Here is a 19,567-nt window from a genome sequence, read left to right on the forward strand (position 1 = left end):
AAAGATTGCAAATTGAATAGTAACCTAAAATCTATTTTTTTGACTTTACTTAATTCTGTTTGGCTATGCCAATGATCAATCTTAGAACAATCCAATTAAAAAGGATAGGATACAATTTGGCAAAGTGATCTTAAATCAGAATAAAATTCGGAGTGTACTTTATCAATAGCCATTTTTGCCAATTTTTCGACCCAAAAAACTCGTGTTGCCAAAAAATATTTTGAAAATAATTTTAAATATTTTTCCCTGATTGATTATTCGGTCAGTTTTTCGGGTGTTTTTATAAACTTTGCGGCTCAATCGAGTAAGTTTGCAGCTATGAAATTGTGTATTGCTGAAAAGCCAAGTGTTGCCAAAGACATTGCGGGAATCATCGGGGCCAATCAGCGCAGGGACGGTTATTATGAGGGGAATGGTTACCAGGTCACCTGGACATTCGGTCACTTCTGCACATTAAAAGAACCGCACGACTATACAGAACGCTGGAAATCATGGCGGTTGGAAGACCTTCCCATGATCCCGTCCAGTTTCGGCATCAAGCTGATTGATAATGCGGGGGCGATGAAGCAATTTGCGGTGATTGAAAGTCTAGTCAGCAAATGTGAGGAAGTGATCAACTGCGGGGATGCAGGCCAGGAAGGTGAGCTGATCCAGCGCTGGGTATTGCTGAAAGCCAAATGCACCGTTCCCGTGAAACGCCTCTGGATCTCTTCGCTTACCGAACAAGCGATTCGCGAAGGTTTTGAAAAACTCAAAGACAGCGCACTTTATAACAACTTATATGCAGCAGGCAGCGCACGTGCCATCGGCGACTGGCTGCTGGGCATGAACGCGACACGCCTTTTTACCAAAAAATTTGGTCAGGGAAAGGTCGTCCTGAGCATTGGCCGTGTGCAAACGCCTACGCTCGCATTGATCGTTCAGCGTCAGAAGGAGATCAATGCATTTGTTTCGGAAGAATATTGGGAATTAAAAACCATTTACCGCGAAACGGAATTTACGGCCACCATTGACCGTATCAGGAGTGAAGAAAAGGCAAACAAAGGCCTCGCCTATTTGCTGATGCATGATTTTGAAATAACATCATTTGAAAAAAAGGAAGGAAAAGAAGGAAATCCAAGGCTCTTCGACCTGACTTCACTCCAAGTGGAAGCCAACAAAAAGTTTGGCTATTCCGCCGAGGATACATTAAAGCACATTCAAAATCTCTACGAAAAGAAGTTCGTGACTTACCCGCGGGTGGACACAACCTATCTTTCCGAAGATCTGCATCCCAGAGTAGAGGGCATATTGAGGCAGCTCACTTACTATGCGCAACTGACCGCGCCGCTTTTGGAGAAACCAATCCCAAAATCGAAAACGGTTTTTGATGATAAGAAAGTAACGGATCACCACGCCATCATTCCTACCGGCGTTTTGCCCGGTAACATCAGCCCGGAAGAAAAGCGCATTTACGACCTGATCGCCCGCCGGTTTATCGCTGTTTTTTATCCGGAATGTAAGGTTTCAAACACAACGGTGCTGGGAATGGTGGGACAAGTTGAATTCAAAGCAACAGGGAAGCAGATTCTGGAACCGGGCTGGCGCGCTGTTTACGCCAATGATGCCAGCGCGAAAAAAGAGGCAGCGGAAGAGGAAAAGCTGATGCCCAACTTCGAAGTGGGCGAAAGAGGCCCGCACGAGCCGCGCGTGCATCAGGGAAAAACCACGCCGCCCAAAGCTTACACGGAAGCCACATTGCTGAGAGCTATGGAAACGGCCGGAAAGCAGGTGGAGGATGAGGAAATGCGCGAGCTTATGAAAGACAACGGCATCGGAAGGCCGTCCACCCGTGCCAACATTATCGAAACGCTTTTTAAAAGACGTTATATTGAGAAGAAAAAAAAGAATATTCTGGCCACACAGACGGGCATCGACCTCATTGACACCATTCAGAATGAACTCCTGAAAAGTGCCGAGCTTACGGGAAACTGGGAACGGAAATTGCGGCTGATTGAAAAGGGCGACTATTCGATGGAAACATTCAAACAGGAGCTGATCCAGATGGTTGTGGAGCTGACCAACGAAGTGAAGAACAACCGCGGACGTGCGATCAGCATTGCCGAAGAATTGCCCGTTGTGGTCGAAAAGGAGGAAAAAGAAAAGAAACCGGCCAAGCCCCGCGAGCCGAAAGAGCCTAAGGAAGAAATCAAAATTGAAGCGCTTACCTGTCCGAAATGCAAAGAGCAATTGCTCAAAAAAGGAAAAACCGCTTACGGCTGTTCCAATTTCAGCGTATGCGGTTTTAAAATTCCGTTTGAGTTTTTAGGTAAAAAACTTACGGACAAACATGTATATGACCTGCTAAGCAAAGGCAAAACCGCCAAAATTAAAGGACTGCAAATCCCCGGCAACCCTGAAACCACCGACGCCAGGCTGGTCATGAATGGTGATTTCAATTTTGAAGTGGCTAGGTGATGCAGCTTTGAAGTGGCTAGATATGCAGCCTTCTTCCCCTTACATCGGCGTATTCGGCGTTTCGACAGTCGGCAACTGGAATGAAATCCCTGAAATCTGGCATAATGCGAGGAATTCCGAAAGACTGGGCAGCTGCTCACCATTGAAGATCCTTCCTACAATTTCCTGGCTCAGCCCCGCTTCTTCCAAAGCATTACCATTATTAATTCCCTTTGCTTCAATTAGTTGCCTCATCTCAGCGACCAGTGCTTTTGCCTGATCTTCGTAAATTGTGGTTTCCATTTTTTCTGAACATTGATTTAAATGATTTGGAACAAAACTGTGCCAAATTATGCCCAGGCGTGACATTTTTGATTTCTCAATTAATTAAGCATTAACATGCGCATCATGGCGAATCAAATCATCAAACTGCGGGTTAATGTTTAATAATCATTAACAAATCACAAACTATGAGCACATCCATTGCAGAGACATTCCGCGTTGGCGGGGAAATTGAGATAAAAAGGCTGGGTTATGGCGGCATGCAGCTCACAGGAAAGGGCGTCTGGGGCGAAGTTGCTGATCGGGAAAATGGCAAAAAGGTGTTAAAAGCCGCCGTTGAAGCAGGAGTAAACTTCATCGATACAGCCGATTCTTACGGCCCGCATACCAACGAAGTCCTGATCGCAGACGCACTGCACCCCTATCCGCTTGACCTGCTGATCGCGACAAAAGGTGGCTTCGACCGCACCGGCCCGAACCAATGGGTTACCAACGGAGATCCGAAACACATCCGTGAGGCAATTGATGGCAGCTTAAAACGCTTGAAAGTCGAGAAAATCGATCTTTGGCAATTGCACCGTTTCGATCCGAAATTCCCTGTTGAAGAGACGCTGGCACCTGTTGTAGAAGCCGTTCAGGCTGGTAAGATTCGTTACGTAGGACTTTCAGAAGTGAATGTTGAACAGATTCAGCGCGCTGAAAAAGTGATCGAAATCGTTTCTGTTCAAAACCTGTACAACCTGGGTGACCGCAAATGGGAAGAAGTCGTTGATTACACCGAGCAGCAGGGCATGGCTTTCATCCCCTGGTATCCGCTCGCATCCGGCCCGAACAAGCTACAATCCAAAATCGCACAGATCGCTGAGAAGCACGGCGCTACAACATCGCAGATCGCATTAGCCTGGCTATTGAAACGAGCTCCACACATTCTCCTCATCCCCGGCACCAGCTCGCTGGAACATTTAAAAGAAAACATGGGCGCAGCGAACATTACATTGTCCGATGAGGACTTTGAAGCGCTGTCGAAGTAGAAAGGCGCAATTGACGAACGGAAAGTTGTTACATGCCTCCGGCATTTATTCAATGTGCCCCGTCTGTTGTTTTCTACCGATATGGCATGCCTCCGGCATTTTCATTTTCAGAAATCCCGGAGGGAGGCAATATTGGTAGAGATTGACGTACGGAGAGTTGTTACATGCCTCCGGCATTTATTCAATGTGCCCGGTTTGCTGTTTTCTACCGATGTGGCATGCCTCCGGCATTTTCATTTTCAGAAATCCCGGAGGGATGTAATATCGGTAGAGATTGACGGGCGGAGAGTTGTTACATGCCTCCGGCATTTATTCAATGTGCCCGATTTGTTGTTTTCTACCGATATGGCATGCCTCCGGCATTTTGCTATTTCAGAAATGCCAGAGGCATGCAATATTGGTAGCAAAGTTATTTTGCATGCAATCAAATCCCGGAGAGATGCAATATTGGTAGCAAAGTTATCTTGCATGTAATTAAATCCCGGAGGGATGCAACGATGTACCTGACGATTTTTACCTATGATCAACTCAAAGCCGCCACATTCTGCGCGTTCTTTTGCGCTTTCAATGCAAGCTCTGTGGCTAGAAAACAATGTTCCTGCGACATGGCGGTTTCTGTTCTGTTGAGGACGTCGTCTACGAGTTGGCGGCCGTAGGGAAGTTCTACTTTGCTGCAATCGATGTATTGTGTTTCCTTGTTATTGACCACAAAAAGGTGGTTTCCACCTTCGCGGCCGGCAATGTCGATGTTTTTGCGGATTTCGATGTAACCTTCCGTTCCTAGCACGGTTAAGCGGCCATCGCCCCAGGATTTGAGACCGTCTGGCGTAAACCAGTCGACACGGATATAGCCGGTGCCCCCGTTGCCGCGCAGCATTGCGTCACCAAAATCCTCAAACTTCGGATATTGGGGATGGTTGACATTACCAACCTGAGAGGCGACAACTTCCGCTTTTGTGGATCCTGTGAAGAAAAGGAACTGGTCAAACTGGTGCGATGCAATGTCACAAATGATGCCACCGAAGCGTTTTTTGTCAAAAAACCACTCCGGACGGGATTTGGGCGTCATGCGGTGTGGCCCGAGGCCGATTGTCTGCACCACTTTTCCGATCACGCCTTCTTTGATCAATTCTCCGGCCTTAATGGTCGCGCGGTTTTCCAGGCGCTCGCTGTACATAATGGAATAAATGCGTTTGGTATCCTTTTGCACTTTGCGCACCTGCGCGAGCTGTTCCAATGTGGTTATGCCCGGCTTATCAACCATATAATCCTTTCCGCTTTTCATCACACGAATGCCCAGCGGTGCGCGTTCGTCGGGAATGCCGGAACTTAGGATGAGCTGAATGGATTTGTCATCCAGGATTTCCGCTTCGCTTTTTGCTTGCTTGGCTTGCGGGTAACGCTTGGCGAATGCCGCTGCTAAGTCCTCTTCTTTGGCATAAAACGAAACCAGCTCACCGCCGCCCCGCGTAACCGCCTCCACCTGACCGTAAATGTGACCGTGGTTCATTCCAATCACAGAAAACTTAATTCTGGGCGGCATATCAGGCGTTAAGGGCTCTCTCACGGGACGCGCCAAAGCGGATGCGGAAGCGTTTTCGGCCCGGCCGGGTGCGGCCCAGCCGGGTGCGGCCAGGCCGGGTAACAACATAATTCCAGCGGCTGTGCTTACTGAATTCCGGATGAACTGGCGGCGGTTATCGTCTGATTCTTTCATGTCAAGGTTGGAAAATTGTGATTATATACAAAGCACATTTTATGCATATATAATGTACCGCAACCATGGACATCATTATGCCTCTTTTTCCCTGACAAGCGCCGGGCCCGCCAACGCATTTATTTATTCCCCACGGAGACCCCGAACGTGATCCGCGAATCATTGCGTTTGCGGGTGGCTTCTACGACACTTTCATATGAGTTTTCGAAGCTGGTCCGCAATGTTACCCATTTGTTCAGAGGCAGTTCGAAGGAAATGATCGTGTTCCAGCGGAGGTTTGAAAAATCATTCAAAGCCGGTTGCAGGAATGTAAGGTGGTTAATCCGAATTTTATCCTGTAACAGCGAATGCTTGCCTTTTACCCGAAATGAATTCCTGATCGTGCTCACCGTTGAAATTTCCTGGAAATTGGTGGATTCATAAAGGATCGCATTGGTCAGGCTCATGTCATTGGATTTGTTCCTGATGAGGCGGTAACCTATCCCTGCACCTGCCATCTGACGCAAATCGATGCGGCGCAGATTGCTGGTTTCCAAAGCACCCAGCCCAAACGCATAGGTTCGCCGCTTTTTGAAAACGTCTACGAAAAGGTCAACATAACTATCCCTTTCTGCGAGGATACCACTTTGCTTTCCGTAAGTAAAGCGTGGGTTGGTGGCCACATTAATGGCAGGTCCGCTGAATGTGAGCTCTGCCCTGAGCACGACAAGGCTGCGGTTTACATTTCCCCGCGCAAAATTCCCGTCACCGATAAAGCGGTAACGAATGGTGTCGAACAATGGAGGCGGAGGCTTTACGGCGCTATCCGGTTTGACCGACAGCACTGAGTCGAGTGGAACGGCCTGCGGGGAGCCGGATGACGGCTGCTGCGCATGAGCTAGAATTGTTGAAATGAACAAAAAGAAAGCGACAAGCTTTGTGAAATTTAACCCCATACTTATTTTTCTAATGCCTTAACCTTTCCTAACCTGCGTAAATGCCTCTCCTCGCCCGTAAAACGCGCATTAAGGTAAGATTCTACAAATTCCTGCGCCACCATATTCCCTGTGATGCGACCGCCCAGACAAAGCAGGTTCAGGTCGTCATCTTCCACACCCTGATGGGCCGAAAAGTGGTCATTAATCAACGCTGCGCGAACGCCAGCAACCTTATTAGCCACCACAGAAGCGCCCACGCCGCTCCCGCAAACAGCGATGCCGCGTTCCACTTCCTTTTTCACAACGGCGTTGGCCAACGGAATCACAAAATCCGGATAATCGTCCTTGGAATCCATTTGATAGGCGCCAAAATCTGTTATATGATGCCCTTTTCCGATTAAATAGGTCTTCAAGAACTCTTTCAGTTCATATCCGCCGTGATCAGCAGCAAGTCCGATTTCCATGTTGAGAATGATTTAAAATGAATGTGCAAAATAGTTCATTAATTTGCCATATGAAAAAGAATGCCCCTGCCGACGCAGAAAACCAGCCAGCCCATAACTTTGTTTTTCAGGATTTCAATCTCGCAGATTTAACCACTACACACATCCTGCAAAACAGCGCTGAACTGCCTGCTACCGACCGGAGAGGCTTCTTTGACATCCAACCGCATGAAATTGATGTGGATTATGCTTCATTTAAAATCCCCGAGGCATTAACCGACCATTGTAAAGTCGTAGCCAGGCAAAACAGTCATTCGCTCACGGTTTATTGTGAATGCAGTAAGCCTAAGAAACGGCTGTGCGAGCATCAGATCCAGGTTTTATATAATCTCAATAACAGAAAGGACCTGCGTGCATTTTTTGATAAAAAGCTGAGATTTGACAAAATACGAGTTGTTGCGCAGGATTACGGCTTGGAGAACGAGACGGACCTGGATGCTTATTTCCAGCTGATTTATGCAAATAAGGAGCTGGAAATCAAGCCAAAGATGAAAGAGCTGATCCCGATCAGCGCGTCATCGGTTTCGTTTTTAGAGAACCAATGGATCAACAAGTCTGCGATCGACATTCCGGGTTCAGCAGTGCAGAAGGAGAATTCGAAAACGATTGTCGTCATTGGTCAGCATAAGTATTACGAGCATTTCTATTTCGAGATTCATGAAGCCGCAACTACGCGCGACGGAAAGCTTAAAAACCCGCTGACATTAATAAATCCGCTGGACGCGATATGGAAAACGCAGGACGCGGACGTGATCAAGTTTTACACGGCCATTGCTTCTTTCCAGAATAATTTCCGGAAAAAGCAGGTGGATACCGATCTCGCGGGACTGAAAAGCATTGTCAGGAATCCGCACGGACTCGACTTTTTTTATCATAACCCGTTGATCTCCGAGAATGTCAGCGCAGCGTCACTGGTTTTGGTAAAACTGGAAAAATCGCCCGTTGATATGCATCTGAATATCGACCGCAAAGACCCGTTTTTCCAGATTTCGGGCCAACTGAGCCTGAATGGCGTTTCCCTGGATCTGGAATTGGTCAAGATGCGTTACGACTACTTTGTGTTGTATCTGGATGCTTTGCATTTGATTGACAATAAAGACATTCTGAAAACAGTTGAATTTTTCAGCCAGCACAATCAAAAAATCATCATTCATAACTCAAAGTTTGAAGAGTTCAGGCAAAACTTGCTTTCCAAGCTGGAATCGAAGATCCGGATCACTTATTCGTATCTGAAACCGGCCACGCAGGCGCAGAAAGAAGAACAGGGTTTTCATCTCGAAAATGAGAAGATCATTTACCTGGAAGATTTCGGAAATTATGTAATGATCACGCCCGTCATGAAATACGGACGTGTGGAAGTGCCGGTTTTTTCCAAAAAACAGATTTATTCAGTCGATGCGCACGGCAATCCGTTCAGCGTGCAAAGGGATGAAAGTGAAGAGCTCCGTTTTGCAAGTGCTATTATCCGCCAACATCCTGATTTTGAGGATCAGCTGGGCAGGGAATTCTTTTATTTGTATAAAGAATGCTTCCTGAACGAGTCCTGGTTTCTGAACACATTTGAGGAATGGAGAGACCAGAAAATAACGGTGCTCGGATTTGATAAACTAACAAAAATCCGGCTTAATCCGAACCGCGCGCAAGTGTCTGTGCATGTGATCAGCGGCATAAACTGGTTCAATACAACTGCGGGTGTGCGGTTTGGAAATCAGAAGGTTACCTTAAAAAATCTGCATAAGGCGGTTAAAAATAGAACGAAATATGTGCAGCTGGACGACGGCTCTCAGGGCATTTTGCCGGATGAATGGATCGAGAAATTTGCTAAATTCTTTGAAGCCGGTGAAATTGTCGGGGATGTTATCCAGACATCAAAGATGAACTTTGCTTCGGTGAGTGAAATGTATGATGCTGAGGCGCTTAGTATGGAAGTGAAAGAGCAGATTGCATTCTATAAATCCCGTTTTGCCGATTTTGAATCGATTGAAGCCGTGGAAGTGCCGGCGGATCTGAATGCATCGTTGCGCGAATATCAGAAACAGGGCCTTAACTGGCTGAATTTCCTGGATGAATTCGGGTTTGGCGGCTGCCTTGCGGATGATATGGGACTGGGCAAAACCTTGCAGATCATTGCCTTCATTCTAACGCAAAGGGATAAGGACGTTCAAAACACAAACCTGATTATTGTCCCTACGTCCCTGATATTCAACTGGCTGGCGGAAATCGAAAAGTTTGCCCCGTCGCTCAAAGTCCTGACCATTTACGGCGCAGACCGCGTCAAGACCGTTTCTGACTTTGATAATTACGAGGTGATTTTGACTTCGTATGGCACATTGCTTTCGGATGTCAATTTTCTGAGGAAATATCATTTCAATTACATTGTCCTTGATGAATCGCAGGCCATTAAAAACCCTGAATCACAGCGCTATAAGGCCGCAAGATTATTACAATCCCGGAACAAGCTTGTGCTGACGGGGACACCGATTGAAAACAATACATTCGACATTTACGGCCAGCTTTCGTTTGCTTGCCCGGGCTTGCTAGGCAACAAAACGCAGTTCCGAAACCACTTTTCCATGCCTATTGACCGCTTCAAGGACAATGACAGGGCGCGCGAATTGCAAAAACGCATTGATCCGTTCATTTTAAGAAGGACTAAAAAGCAAGTGGCGACCGAGCTGCCGGATAAGACCGAAATGGTGATTTACTGTGAAATGGGCGAAGAGCAGCGCAAGGTTTACAATGCTTATGAGCTCGAATTTTATACATTTTTAAATACAAAAAACGAAGGCGACATTGCACGTGAGAGCTTGCATGTGTTGCAAGGGCTTACCAAGCTGCGCCAGATCTGCAACTCTCCTGCCCTGCTGAATGATCACCTTTATTATGGGAACGCGTCGGCCAAAATCGACACGCTTTTGGAACAGATTGAAAGTAAATCCGCGCAGCATAAAATCCTGGTTTTTTCACAGTTCGTGACCATGCTGGATTTGATCAAGGCAGAGCTGGTCACGCGCGGGATTAAGTTTGAATATCTTACCGGCCAGACGAAGGACCGGGCTGCCAAGGTTGACAATTTTCAAAACAATGCGAACATTCGCGTGTTTTTGATCAGCCTGAAAGCGGGCGGAACGGGCTTGAATCTCACCGAGGCGGATTACGTCTATCTCGTGGATCCCTGGTGGAACCCGGCAGTTGAAAATCAGGCCATTGACCGGAGTTACCGCATCGGGCAGAAAAAAAATGTGATCGCCGTGAGGCTCATATGCCCGGGAACCATTGAGGAAAAAATCCTGGAATTGCAGGAATCCAAGAAGGACCTCGCCGACGATCTTGTAAAAACAGATGCTTCCGTCCTGAAAACTTTAACGAAAAAGGATTTGCTTAACCTGGTCAGCTAGTCCAGGTTTTTACTGATTTCAGTGATCAGGTATTCTTTTGGATCGTTAAAATATTCCCAAAAGAAAATGCCGGCTAACTTATTCTTCTTGACATATTTACATTTATCCCGCACTGACTTTTCATCCTCGTAAGTAATGAACACTTTCGTTGAATCATTAAACAGATACGGTGCTTTTGCCTTTTTATCGTAAAACTTTTTGTAACCATTCTGGTTGATCAATGTGTCTTTCAGCTTGGTATAACCGCCTCCCTGCACGGCTTTGACGCGTTTTTCGCCTAGTCCGTTATTATTGGCCGTTTCGGCTTCCCAGCCTTTTCCGTAGAATGCAGCGCCGAGCACAATCTTGCTTGCCGGAACGCCTGCTGCCATGAAATTCTTTACGGAGCGGTCGGCCGAGGAACCGTCCGGGTTGTAATCATATAAATTGGTGTGGTGGCCGACGGTTCCGTTTTTCCCGCCGTAATCATAAGTCATGATGAAAACATAGTCCAAAAATGGCTGTGCAAGGCCCATTTCGGTGTTTTCGACGAATGATTTCGAGCCTCCTACTGCCGTTGTGAGTTGATAAGCCCGGCTTTTTTCTTTTTGCAGCAGATCCAGTTCTTCGCGGATGGCCTTGAACATTAATGTAAAATTCTGCTTGTCCTCGGGCCGGAAAATATTGCCTTCTTCTCCCCGCATGGCAGGATATTCCCAATCAATGTCCACGCCGTCTAGGTTGAACTGGCGTACAATGTCCACGCTGGATTTGGCAAATTTTCTTCTGGAAGTTTCGGTTAGAACAGCATCCGAAAAGTTCTCACTCCAAGCCCACCCGCCGATGGAAATCAGGATTTTAAGATCCGGATTTTTGGCTGCTTTCATTTCGTTCAGCTTGCGAAAATTGGTGGAGTCCGTTGCCAGATTGGTCAGCACGGCGAGGCTGTCCTGCACATTTACAAATGCGTAATTGATGTGAGTCAGCTTTTCGGCATCAATTTCTTCTGTCTTAACCAGGCCGCGAAAACCGCCTACATACGCATTGACAATATATTTTTTCTTTTTTTGAGCAAATGCTGAGGCAGGGTAAAGAATGATCAGCGCGAATGCTGACAGCAGCAGATATTTAGCAGATTTCATGTTTCAGGATTTAGGATATATTAGTCAAAAAGCACTATTCTTCGTGATATTACTTCTCTATCTGTCTGAATGCGAACGACATAGATACCAGTGGTAAACCCGGAAAGGTCTGTGCGCGAAGATGCTGTTATTTTCTTGTCCATTTGTTTTATTCCACCAACATTATAAAGTTGCATTTGTGCCGCCACAGGTCGTATTAATTCAATAACCAGCGTTTTTTGGAATGAATAAATGAGATAGTCCGACATCGGAGCCTCATGGCCGGTAATGATAGCATTGGCTAAAACAATAGAAATAAGGCTGTAAAGCGAACTTCCACCCGCATTAACAGCCTTGATCCGATAAAAATAATTGGTATTAGCCAGCGAATCGGTGTCGTGAAATTGCAGCACATTCGCCGCCACTTTTCCAATCTGTTCAAACTGTGTGGTAACGCCTTTGGAACGCTCTATAACGACTTCTTTGGCATTGTCAGATACGGCCGACCAGCTCAATTGTACAACATCCGGCGCGATAGGAACGGCGGAAAAGTTTTCGGGCCTATCGGGCACCGGAATATTATCCGTGGTCGCCGAATCCACATTAGTGTATGCAGAAGCACCGGCGGCATTGATGGCACGAACGCGATAATGATATGTGGTGGCTGGATTAAGGCCTGTGTTTTGGAATGAATTAATGTTCGCTGCAAGGTCGGCGAGTTTTGTAAAGGAAACGCCATCCAGCGACCGTTCCAACTGAAAACCACTCTCATTCAACGCATTATCCACCCAACTCACGTTGATTTGCGTCGTCGAAACGGAAACCGCACTCAGGTTCGCAGGGGCATTTGGCGCAACGAGGAATGTGGTTGCATTGGCAATGTTGCTGTAAGCTGATTTGCCGGCGGCATTTTTGGCCAAAATCCTGAACCAGTATTTCGTTGACGGCGTAAGGCCTGTGTTCGAGTATGTTTTGACGTTGGCTGCAAGGTCCGTGATTTTCACAAATTTCAGGCCGTCGGTAGATCTTTCCAGCTCGAAGCTGGTTTCGTCAACCGCATTATCTACCCAAGTCAGATTGATCTGCGTGGCGGAAATAGCAGTGGCGGCCAGCGCTGACGGTGCCTTGGGAATGACAGCAGCCCAGGCAGCAAGCTGGATCAAGCAGAAAACGGCGGAAAAGAAAGCGTATTTAAATGTTTTGGTAAAAATATCATTCATAGGTTGAGTGTAATGCAGCAGCTTTTTCATTAAATATTTCGTTCATAACGATCTCACAACCAGCCCTTCTTTTTGAACCAGCCATAAATTGCAACCGTAATAAGCCCCATAACGATCATGACAACGGGGTAACCATATTTCATCCGCAATTCAGGCATAAACTCGAAGTTCATGCCGTAAATACCGACGATGAAGGTTAAGGGCATAAAAAACACTGAAAACAGGGTAAGGACGCGAACGATCTCGTTGGTACGCTGGGAAGAAATTGAAAAATAGATCATCACCAGCTGATTCATATTCTCAAAAAGCGTGTCATAAATGTTCTGCATTTTGACAAAAAGATCCCTCGTATCCCGTGTATAGGCATTGGAATGATCGGGAGCGTCCATCTTGTCCACAATCTCATGCGATAACATGATGATGCGGCGCGTCACTTCCACCCTGCGCCTTAGATAATACAGGCCCTTTAATAGAGAAGGCCTGCGGTTTTTGAGAAACATATTTTCCTCGTAAAACTCAATGTCGCTGGTCAATTTGGCCGAAGGTGCTTCATAGGTGGATAGGCAACTCTTAATGATCTCATTCACAAGATGTAATGTGTCCTTGCATTGATGCTGTTCGAGTTGATTTTCGGCGATGAAATTTGGCGCATCCCACGGTTTACGGTGTAAGGTGATTACTTTTTCCTCGAACATAAAAATGGCAACCTTATCAGTCAGCTCCGGAACTGTATCTGCTTCCGGGCCAACCTTTTCGGAATGGAGCCGGAAAATGATGAACACGTAGTCACCAACTTTTTCATATTTGGGAAGATGGTCGGGCTGTAACCAGTCTTTGATGGAGGACTTATGGAGTGAATGAGTTTCGGTAAGTTGTTTCAACTCTTCCTCATTAGGGTCTGTAATATCCAGCCACTCGAATGGATATTTTGGCTTCTCGGCAATCGTATTGATCATAATTTATTTGTCGGGCTTTGCATCCATGATGAAGCGCAGTGACTGATCTCTGGTAAAAAACGCAACCATCCAGTTATAAAAAGTTTTCACCTGGTTCCGATAGCGGATCAAAGAGAACAAATGCACGACCAGCCACAGAAAGTAAGCTATAAAACCTTTGAAATGCAAACCGGGAAGGTCGGCTACGGCCTTGTTGATGCCGATAATCGCCATAGTGCCCTTGTCTACATAATGGAAATCCTGGAGCGTCTTACCGTCGAGCACCCGAGAAAAATTCGCTGCCAGGTTTTTGCCCTGCTGAATGGCCACCTGCGCGAGCTGCGGATGGCCTTGCGGGAATTTCTCGTCCGAAGTCATCATGCAGATATCCCCTAATGCAAAAATATCGCTGAAACCCAGCACTTTGTTATGCGCGTCCACAAGCACACGTTTTCCTTTCGCCAGCGCTTCTTTCGGAATGCCGGGCAATGCAGTGGCAGTCACTCCCGAAGTCCATATTAATGTTTCGGTTTCAATGGTTCGCCCATTTTCAAATGTGACGATACCGTTCTCAAAATCCTTTACAGCATGGTCCAGGAGCACATTAATGCCCAGTTTTCGCAATTCTTCCAATGTATCTTCTTGTGATTCTTTGGACATCGGGTTGAGAACCACAGGCAAAGCGTCCACCAGGTAAATCTGCACTTCTTCCCTGTCGAGTTCGGGGTAATCCCATTTAAAAATATTCTTATGCATTTCAGCCAGCATACCGGAGACTTCCACCCCTGTGGGACCCGCGCCGGCGACAACTATACAAAGGAGTTTTTTGCGTTCATTGGAATCCTGCATCTTCGCGGCTTTTTCCTTATTCAAAAGAATGTGGTTGCGCAAAGCGAGGGCGTCCCGCACCGTTTTCATCGGAACGGCATGCTTTTTCACGTTTTCCATCCCAAAATAATTGGTTTCCGTGCCGGTGGCGAAGACCAGGTAATCGTAGTAAATATCCCCGCTGTCGGTGGAAATGCGTTTTTCATTCGGAAAAACTTCCTGAAATGCGCCCAGACTGAATCTCAGATTTGGTTTTTCCTGAAAAAATTTCCTGAATGGATAACTGATGTTGGAGGCTTCCAGAAAACCCGTTGCAACCTGATAGAGCAGAGGCGGGAAAAAGTTGTAGTTGTTTTTATCAACAAGCACGATATCAAACCGCTTGTCTTTGGAAAGTTTTTGCGCAAGATTAATTCCTGCGAAACCACCGCCCACGATCACCACTTTTTTCGTATCCATATTCATTTATTTATGCCTCAATGCGTGAAATCAGCTATTATAATTGTGCCGAATGCATGAGCGCGCGCATGAAGGGCACATTTCGCGCATGAACACTGTGCAAAACATTGCTCATGCAGATTCTTAATAGAATTTTTTGAACAAAACATCGAAATCCACGCCCGTTTGATTCACTGGCACATGGTTTTAGGGATAGGCCGCATTCACAATAATTAGAAACATTAACATTACTAAACCATGGATTACAACATAGATACGAAAGGACAAACGCAGGGTTCGCAGCCTGGTATTGAACACATTATGGATCCGGCGCCGGTCATTATCCGGGATAATTACCGGGGAAGCGGCAAGTTGGAAGGCAAAGCGGCACTGATAACCGGTGGCGACAGCGGCATAGGAAGATCGGTTGCGGTTCATTTTGCACGTGAAGGCGCGGATGTGGCGATCGTCTACTTGGAAGAAGACCAGGATGCGCAGGAAACAAAGGCGTTGGTAGAAGCAGAAGGGAAAAGATGCCTGCTCATTCCGGGTGACATTCGTGATGAGTCATTTTGTAAAGAAGCTGTTTCGCAGGTTGTAAGCGAATTTGGCAAGCTGAATGTGCTGGTAAATAATGCTGCTGAACAGCATCCCAAGGAAGATATCCGGGAGATTACTGCCGAGCAGCTCCACGTAACCTTTGCTACCAACATCTTCTCATTCTTTTTCTTTACGCAAGCTGCATTGCCGCATTTGGTAGAAGGTGACAACATTATTAATACAACATCGGTAACCGCATATCATGGAAGCCCTGCATTGCTGGATTACTCTTCGACGAAAGGGGCCATTGTTGCATACACAAGATCGCTGGCACTGGCGCTGGCAGAGAAAAAAATAAGGGTGAATGCAGTAGCGCCCGGTCCCATCTGGACGCCACTTATCCCGGCCACATTTGATGCTGAGAAAGTTGAAAAATTTGGGAAAGACACGCCTATGGAGCGTCCGGGACAGCCTGCTGAGGTTGCTCCGTCGTATGTTTTCCTGGCATGTGAGGATGCTTCTTACATCAGCGGACAGGTGCTGCACCCGAACGGTGGGCAGGTTGTTAACGGATAATAGTAAATTAGAAATGGGCCATACGGCCCATTTCTAATTTACCTCGACTTCCGAACGTTGCAGGAGCCACTTCACAATGGTTTCTTGCAATGTATCTTTCACGACGGGTTTGGTAAGATAATCGTCCATTCCCGCATTAAGGCACTTCTCCCGCTCGCCTACCACTGTTCCCGCGGTAAGCGCAATAATCGGGATCCGCCTGCCCGATTCCATCCTGCGTATCTCCTGCGTGGCTTCATAACCATTCACTTCGGGCATCTGGATATCCATAAATATGATGTCAGGATTTGTTTCCGCATACAGTTTGACGGCTTCTTTCCCGTTCACGGCTTCGATCATGGTTACATTGGACAGAATCTTGCCTAACATGGTTTTCACCAGCAACATATTAATCTTGTGATCTTCGGCAATCAGCACTGTAATGGCGTCGGATAATGCTTCTGCAGTAATGCTTCTTGCAGTATCGACAGTGAGTTGCCGGGTAGGCTGATTTTTGGTATGTATCCGCGACAACATCGAGAACAACTGCTTGATCTTGACAGGCTTTACGAGGAAACGCGGAACATTGAGCTCGGTCATTACAGCCGTAAGCGTTTCCTCTTCAAAAGAATCATTGAGCAGGATTATAGGCAAATTTTTCAAATCCTCATCATTGCTGTTTCGGACTTTACGGATCGTTTCAATGCCGTCCATTTCCGGCATCTGGCAATCCATCAGGACTACGTCATATTTCACGTCCGAGAATAATTTTTCTAATGCTTCCTGCCCGCTTGAAACGAAATCGGAATCAATGTCTTTGTTGATCAGGACGTCGGTGAGGATAGTTCCGTTATGCACATTGTCGTCCACTACAAGGACACGCCTGATGTTGTCCGTATTGTCCCAGAAGAACTCGTCCCCGTCCGGGATAATTTTGAATGTTACATCAAAAAAGAAAATACTGCCTTCATTGGCTTTGCTGCTGAGCTGCAATCGGCTGTCCATTAATTCCAGCAGACTGTTTGAAATGGTAAGCCCCAGACCAGTTCCGCCAAATCGTTTTGTCGTGGAAGAATCTGCCTGGGAAAAAGCATCAAATATCTTACGCTGGTTTTCGGGCTCGATCCCGATCCCGGTGTCCCGCACCAAGAAACGGATGGCCACTTCATCATCATTGCGGCCGAGCAATGCTATTTGCAGCTCTACCTCCCCGTCAATGGTAAATTTCACTGCATTGCTAAGCAGGTTTGCCAAAACCTGTTTCAGACGCAACGGATCTGCCAGCACATAATGCGGAATGTCGGCCGGGATGTTTAAAAGCATTTCCAGATGCTTCTGCTGCGCCTGGTAAGTAAGCATATCCGCTACTTGTCCGCAGACTGTCAGCAGATCTGTTTTCTCATAGCGAAGATCCAGCTTTCCGGCCTCGATCTTCGAGAAGTCGAGAATATCATTGATGATTTCCAGCAGCGAATTGGCAGATTGGAAAACCATGGACATGTATTGCTGCTGCGTTTCGTCCAGGCGCGTTTTCATCAGCAAGTCGGTGAAACCAACCACGCCGTTAAGCGGCGTCCGTATTTCATGGCTCATATTGGCCAGAAATTCCGATTTAAGCTTGCTCGCTGATTCAGCCTGTTCGCGTGCTTCCAGCAGTTCCAGCTCTGCGTGCTTTCGCTGCGTAATGTCCCTGATCACCGCTTGTATGATCTGGGAGTCGTTAACATTGATCAGATTCAGAAGCACTTCCGCAACGAAACTGTCCGTATCGGGTCCGAAGCGCTTGAACACCCATTCAAAACTATGGCTCCCGATCTCGTAAGCCATTTCAAGATTCTCTTTGGCAATGCCTGCCAGCTGGTCGTAGGTTGTGTAGGTTGCAGCGGCGAGCTCTTCATGCGTTTTACCGATGAGACTGTCAATCGAATCCAGATTAAACATTCTTAATGCGGCCTGGTTGCAATCCAGGTATCCCTTTCTATCGAGCAGCACTACTGCGTCGCTTGTGGAGTCGTACAGACTGCGAAACTTAGCTTCCGAATCAAGGATCGCCTCGTCTGAGCGTTTACGGCTGGTTATATCCTGAAATGCACCATAAAGTCTCACACAGGCCCCATCCATCATTTCGGACTTGCCTATCGTCCTGACCCAGATCTCATTTCCTTTTGCGGTATTGAGCTGCAACTCAATGTCCCAGGGCGTTCCGTGGGTAATCCCGTCCAGCACCACCCTGTTGATGGCATCGCGGCTCGTGCCTTCTTTATAAAATGCGATTGCCGTATTAGCATCCGGTAAAAAATCTTCGTCTACTTCGTGTATCTGCCTTGTGATGGAAGACCAATATAATTCACCTGTTTTGGCATGCAATTCCCATCCGCCTATCCGGGCAACGCTGTTTGTTTGTTCCAGCAGATCTTTCATCCGCCGCATTTCGTCGTCCGACTTCTTGCGCTCAGTAATGTCCCTCTCTATTGCAATGTAATTCGTACAATTTCCTTCATCGTCAAAAACGGGAGTAATCTTCAAGTCAACCCAGTAGCATTCCCCATTCTTTTTATAACACAAGATCTCAACCTGAATGACCTTCTTTTCTATGCTGGCCTTATTGATTGTCTCGATCGTGGCCATATCCGTTTTAGGGCCGCACAGAAGATCAACCGGTCGGCGGCCTTTCACTTCGCGCCGGGTATAGCCGGTTTGGTTCTCATATGCCCTGTTTACCCATGTGATTAATCCCCTGTTATCGGTTATGACTATATAATCCGTTGTGTTAGAAGCAACGATAGCCAGTTCTTTCAACCTTTCACGGGATCGGCGAAGCTCGGTGATGTTGTGGCTGGTCAGGATAATTTCGTTGCCCCGGGTATCGATGCTGGCATTGGTATTACTCCAGGACCACGTTCCGTTCTTGTGCAGGATGCGGTGCTCTATCCCGCCCCGGATGGACGTGTTGGTTTCAACAACCTTTAAAAGAGAAGCTGTACACAAATGCAGGTCATCGGGATGTATATAGTCTGTAAAGGATTGGCCCAGGGTTTCTTTGATCTGATAGCCATATACTCTTGTCCAGCTCGGCGAAACGTAAGTGAATGTCAGTGTTGGCGATAATGTAAAAAGAACGTCCTGGACATTGGACACCAACACGGAAAGGTCCTGTTCTGTTTTAATCTTTTGCGTAATGTCATAACCCAGGCAAAAGATCTCCTTTACCGTGCCTGATTCGTCTTTCAGGGCAGTAAATTCCCACTGGGTTGTGGCGATTGTGTTGTGTTTGGAACGTTTTCTGAGAATTACCGAATGTGGCTTGCCCGGATTTAGCAGACATAGTTCAGCCACTTTGAGGCATTTTTCTATATCTTCATTGACCACGCCCATCAGAGATGAGTGCCCAATAAGCTCCTCACGCTGCACGCCGTAGAAATTGCAGAAATAATCATTAAGGAAAATATAGTTTCCTTCAATATCTGTACGGACTACATACATGGAATGACTACCCATGAAAGTCTGAAAGAGCTGAAAGTCGCTTGCATTATTAGGTCCGCCATGTTCCTCGGACATTGCGTTACCTGATGTATTCATTAATCAAAATTCCTTACAATTAAGCGTCAGTGTCACAAATACATATATGCGTACAATATAGCGTTTATTTAATTACTTTAACGGTTAC

Annotated in this window: 13 protein-coding genes; 4 read left to right on the top strand and 9 right to left on the bottom strand. The window is 46.6% G+C overall.

The window, feature by feature from the left end; translation table 11 throughout:
- The first annotated feature begins 318 nt into the window (after positions 1–318).
- Positions 319–2,457: a type IA DNA topoisomerase gene (locus tag NFI80_RS09850; protein ID WP_235163166.1), complete on the top strand. Its 2,139-nt coding sequence runs from the start codon at positions 319–321 to the stop codon at positions 2,455–2,457.
- 39 nt (positions 2,458–2,496) lie between these two features.
- Here NFI80_RS09850 and NFI80_RS09855 read toward each other — a convergent pair whose 3' ends face one another.
- Positions 2,497–2,739, bottom strand: a complete 243-nt coding sequence (locus NFI80_RS09855) for a helix-turn-helix domain-containing protein (protein ID WP_235163165.1) — start codon at positions 2,737–2,739, stop codon at positions 2,497–2,499.
- A 167-nt stretch (positions 2,740–2,906) separates the two neighbouring features.
- Here NFI80_RS09855 and NFI80_RS09860 point away from each other — a divergent pair, with 167 nt between their 5' ends.
- Positions 2,907–3,749 carry an aldo/keto reductase gene (locus NFI80_RS09860; RefSeq protein ID WP_235163164.1) on the top strand — a complete coding sequence of 281 codons (843 nt, stop codon included), beginning with the start codon at positions 2,907–2,909 and terminating at the stop codon, positions 3,747–3,749.
- 523 nt (positions 3,750–4,272) lie between these two features.
- Here NFI80_RS09860 and NFI80_RS09865 read toward each other — a convergent pair.
- From NFI80_RS09865 to NFI80_RS09875, 3 genes are all read right to left on the bottom strand, one after another.
- Positions 4,273–5,466, bottom strand: coding sequence for a Gfo/Idh/MocA family protein (locus tag NFI80_RS09865; RefSeq protein WP_235163163.1), 1,194 nt, complete (start codon positions 5,464–5,466; stop codon positions 4,273–4,275).
- Positions 5,467–5,585: 119 nt separating this feature from the next.
- A complete protein-coding gene (locus NFI80_RS09870) occupies positions 5,586–6,365 on the bottom strand; it encodes a DUF481 domain-containing protein (protein WP_254414173.1) in 780 nt (259 codons plus the stop codon).
- A gap of 38 nt (positions 6,366–6,403) precedes the next feature.
- Positions 6,404–6,847, bottom strand: coding sequence for an RpiB/LacA/LacB family sugar-phosphate isomerase (locus NFI80_RS09875; RefSeq protein WP_235163162.1), 444 nt, complete (start codon positions 6,845–6,847; stop codon positions 6,404–6,406).
- 50 nt (positions 6,848–6,897) lie between these two features.
- Here NFI80_RS09875 and NFI80_RS09880 point away from each other — a divergent pair, with 50 nt between their 5' ends.
- The gene (locus tag NFI80_RS09880) at positions 6,898–10,284 is read left to right on the top strand and encodes a DEAD/DEAH box helicase (protein ID WP_235163161.1); all 3,387 of its coding nucleotides are present in this window, start codon (positions 6,898–6,900) and stop codon (positions 10,282–10,284) included.
- On the opposite strand, the gene NFI80_RS09885 is transcribed toward NFI80_RS09880, so the two are convergent.
- Genes NFI80_RS09885 through NFI80_RS09900 form a run of 4 tightly spaced genes read right to left on the bottom strand, consistent with a single transcriptional unit; the run spans position 10,281 to position 14,826 of the window.
- The gene (locus tag NFI80_RS09885; protein WP_235163160.1) at positions 10,281–11,405 is read right to left on the bottom strand and encodes a glycoside hydrolase family 18 protein; all 1,125 of its coding nucleotides are present in this window, start codon (positions 11,403–11,405) and stop codon (positions 10,281–10,283) included. The genes NFI80_RS09880 and NFI80_RS09885 overlap by 4 nt on opposite strands.
- A gap of 20 nt (positions 11,406–11,425) precedes the next feature.
- Positions 11,426–12,634, bottom strand: coding sequence for a fibronectin type III domain-containing protein (locus tag NFI80_RS09890; RefSeq protein WP_235163159.1), 1,209 nt, complete (start codon positions 12,632–12,634; stop codon positions 11,426–11,428).
- Positions 12,635–12,657: 23 nt separating this feature from the next.
- Positions 12,658–13,560 (bottom strand): magnesium transporter CorA family protein, encoded by a 903-nt coding sequence (locus NFI80_RS09895; protein ID WP_233796140.1) that lies wholly within the window; start codon positions 13,558–13,560, stop codon positions 12,658–12,660.
- 3 nt (positions 13,561–13,563) lie between these two features.
- A complete protein-coding gene (locus tag NFI80_RS09900; protein ID WP_235163158.1) occupies positions 13,564–14,826 on the bottom strand; it encodes an NAD(P)/FAD-dependent oxidoreductase in 1,263 nt (420 codons plus the stop codon).
- Between the two features lie 237 nt (positions 14,827–15,063).
- Here NFI80_RS09900 and NFI80_RS09905 point away from each other — a divergent pair, with 237 nt between their 5' ends.
- Positions 15,064–15,921: an SDR family oxidoreductase gene (locus NFI80_RS09905; RefSeq protein WP_235163157.1), complete on the top strand. Its 858-nt coding sequence runs from the start codon at positions 15,064–15,066 to the stop codon at positions 15,919–15,921.
- Between the two features lie 33 nt (positions 15,922–15,954).
- Here the strand turns inward: NFI80_RS09905 and NFI80_RS09910 are convergent, their stop codons facing one another.
- Positions 15,955–19,458, bottom strand: coding sequence for a PAS domain-containing hybrid sensor histidine kinase/response regulator (locus NFI80_RS09910; protein ID WP_235163156.1), 3,504 nt, complete (start codon positions 19,456–19,458; stop codon positions 15,955–15,957).
- Positions 19,459–19,567 lie beyond the last annotated feature (109 nt).

The organism is Dyadobacter chenhuakuii, from assembly GCF_023821985.2.
GTDB lineage: Bacteria > Bacteroidota > Bacteroidia > Cytophagales > Spirosomataceae > Dyadobacter > Dyadobacter chenhuakuii.

Coding starts and splice junctions, on each gene's coding strand:
- NFI80_RS09850 (WP_235163166.1), top strand. CDS start 319: ATGAAATTGTGTATTGCTGAAAAGCCAAGTGTTGCCAAAGACATTGCG.
- NFI80_RS09880 (WP_235163161.1), top strand. CDS start 6,898: ATGAAAAAGAATGCCCCTGCCGACGCAGAAAACCAGCCAGCCCATAAC.
- NFI80_RS09855 (WP_235163165.1), bottom strand. CDS start 2,739: ATGGAAACCACAATTTACGAAGATCAGGCAAAAGCACTGGTCGCTGAG.
- NFI80_RS09885 (WP_235163160.1), bottom strand. CDS start 11,405: ATGAAATCTGCTAAATATCTGCTGCTGTCAGCATTCGCGCTGATCATT.
- NFI80_RS09905 (WP_235163157.1), top strand. CDS start 15,064: ATGGATTACAACATAGATACGAAAGGACAAACGCAGGGTTCGCAGCCT.
- NFI80_RS09875 (WP_235163162.1), bottom strand. CDS start 6,847: ATGGAAATCGGACTTGCTGCTGATCACGGCGGATATGAACTGAAAGAG.
- NFI80_RS09895 (WP_233796140.1), bottom strand. CDS start 13,560: ATGATCAATACGATTGCCGAGAAGCCAAAATATCCATTCGAGTGGCTG.
- NFI80_RS09900 (WP_235163158.1), bottom strand. CDS start 14,826: ATGGATACGAAAAAAGTGGTGATCGTGGGCGGTGGTTTCGCAGGAATT.
- NFI80_RS09890 (WP_235163159.1), bottom strand. CDS start 12,634: ATGAAAAAGCTGCTGCATTACACTCAACCTATGAATGATATTTTTACC.
- NFI80_RS09910 (WP_235163156.1), bottom strand. CDS start 19,458: ATGTCCGAGGAACATGGCGGACCTAATAATGCAAGCGACTTTCAGCTC.
- NFI80_RS09860 (WP_235163164.1), top strand. CDS start 2,907: ATGAGCACATCCATTGCAGAGACATTCCGCGTTGGCGGGGAAATTGAG.
- NFI80_RS09865 (WP_235163163.1), bottom strand. CDS start 5,466: ATGAAAGAATCAGACGATAACCGCCGCCAGTTCATCCGGAATTCAGTA.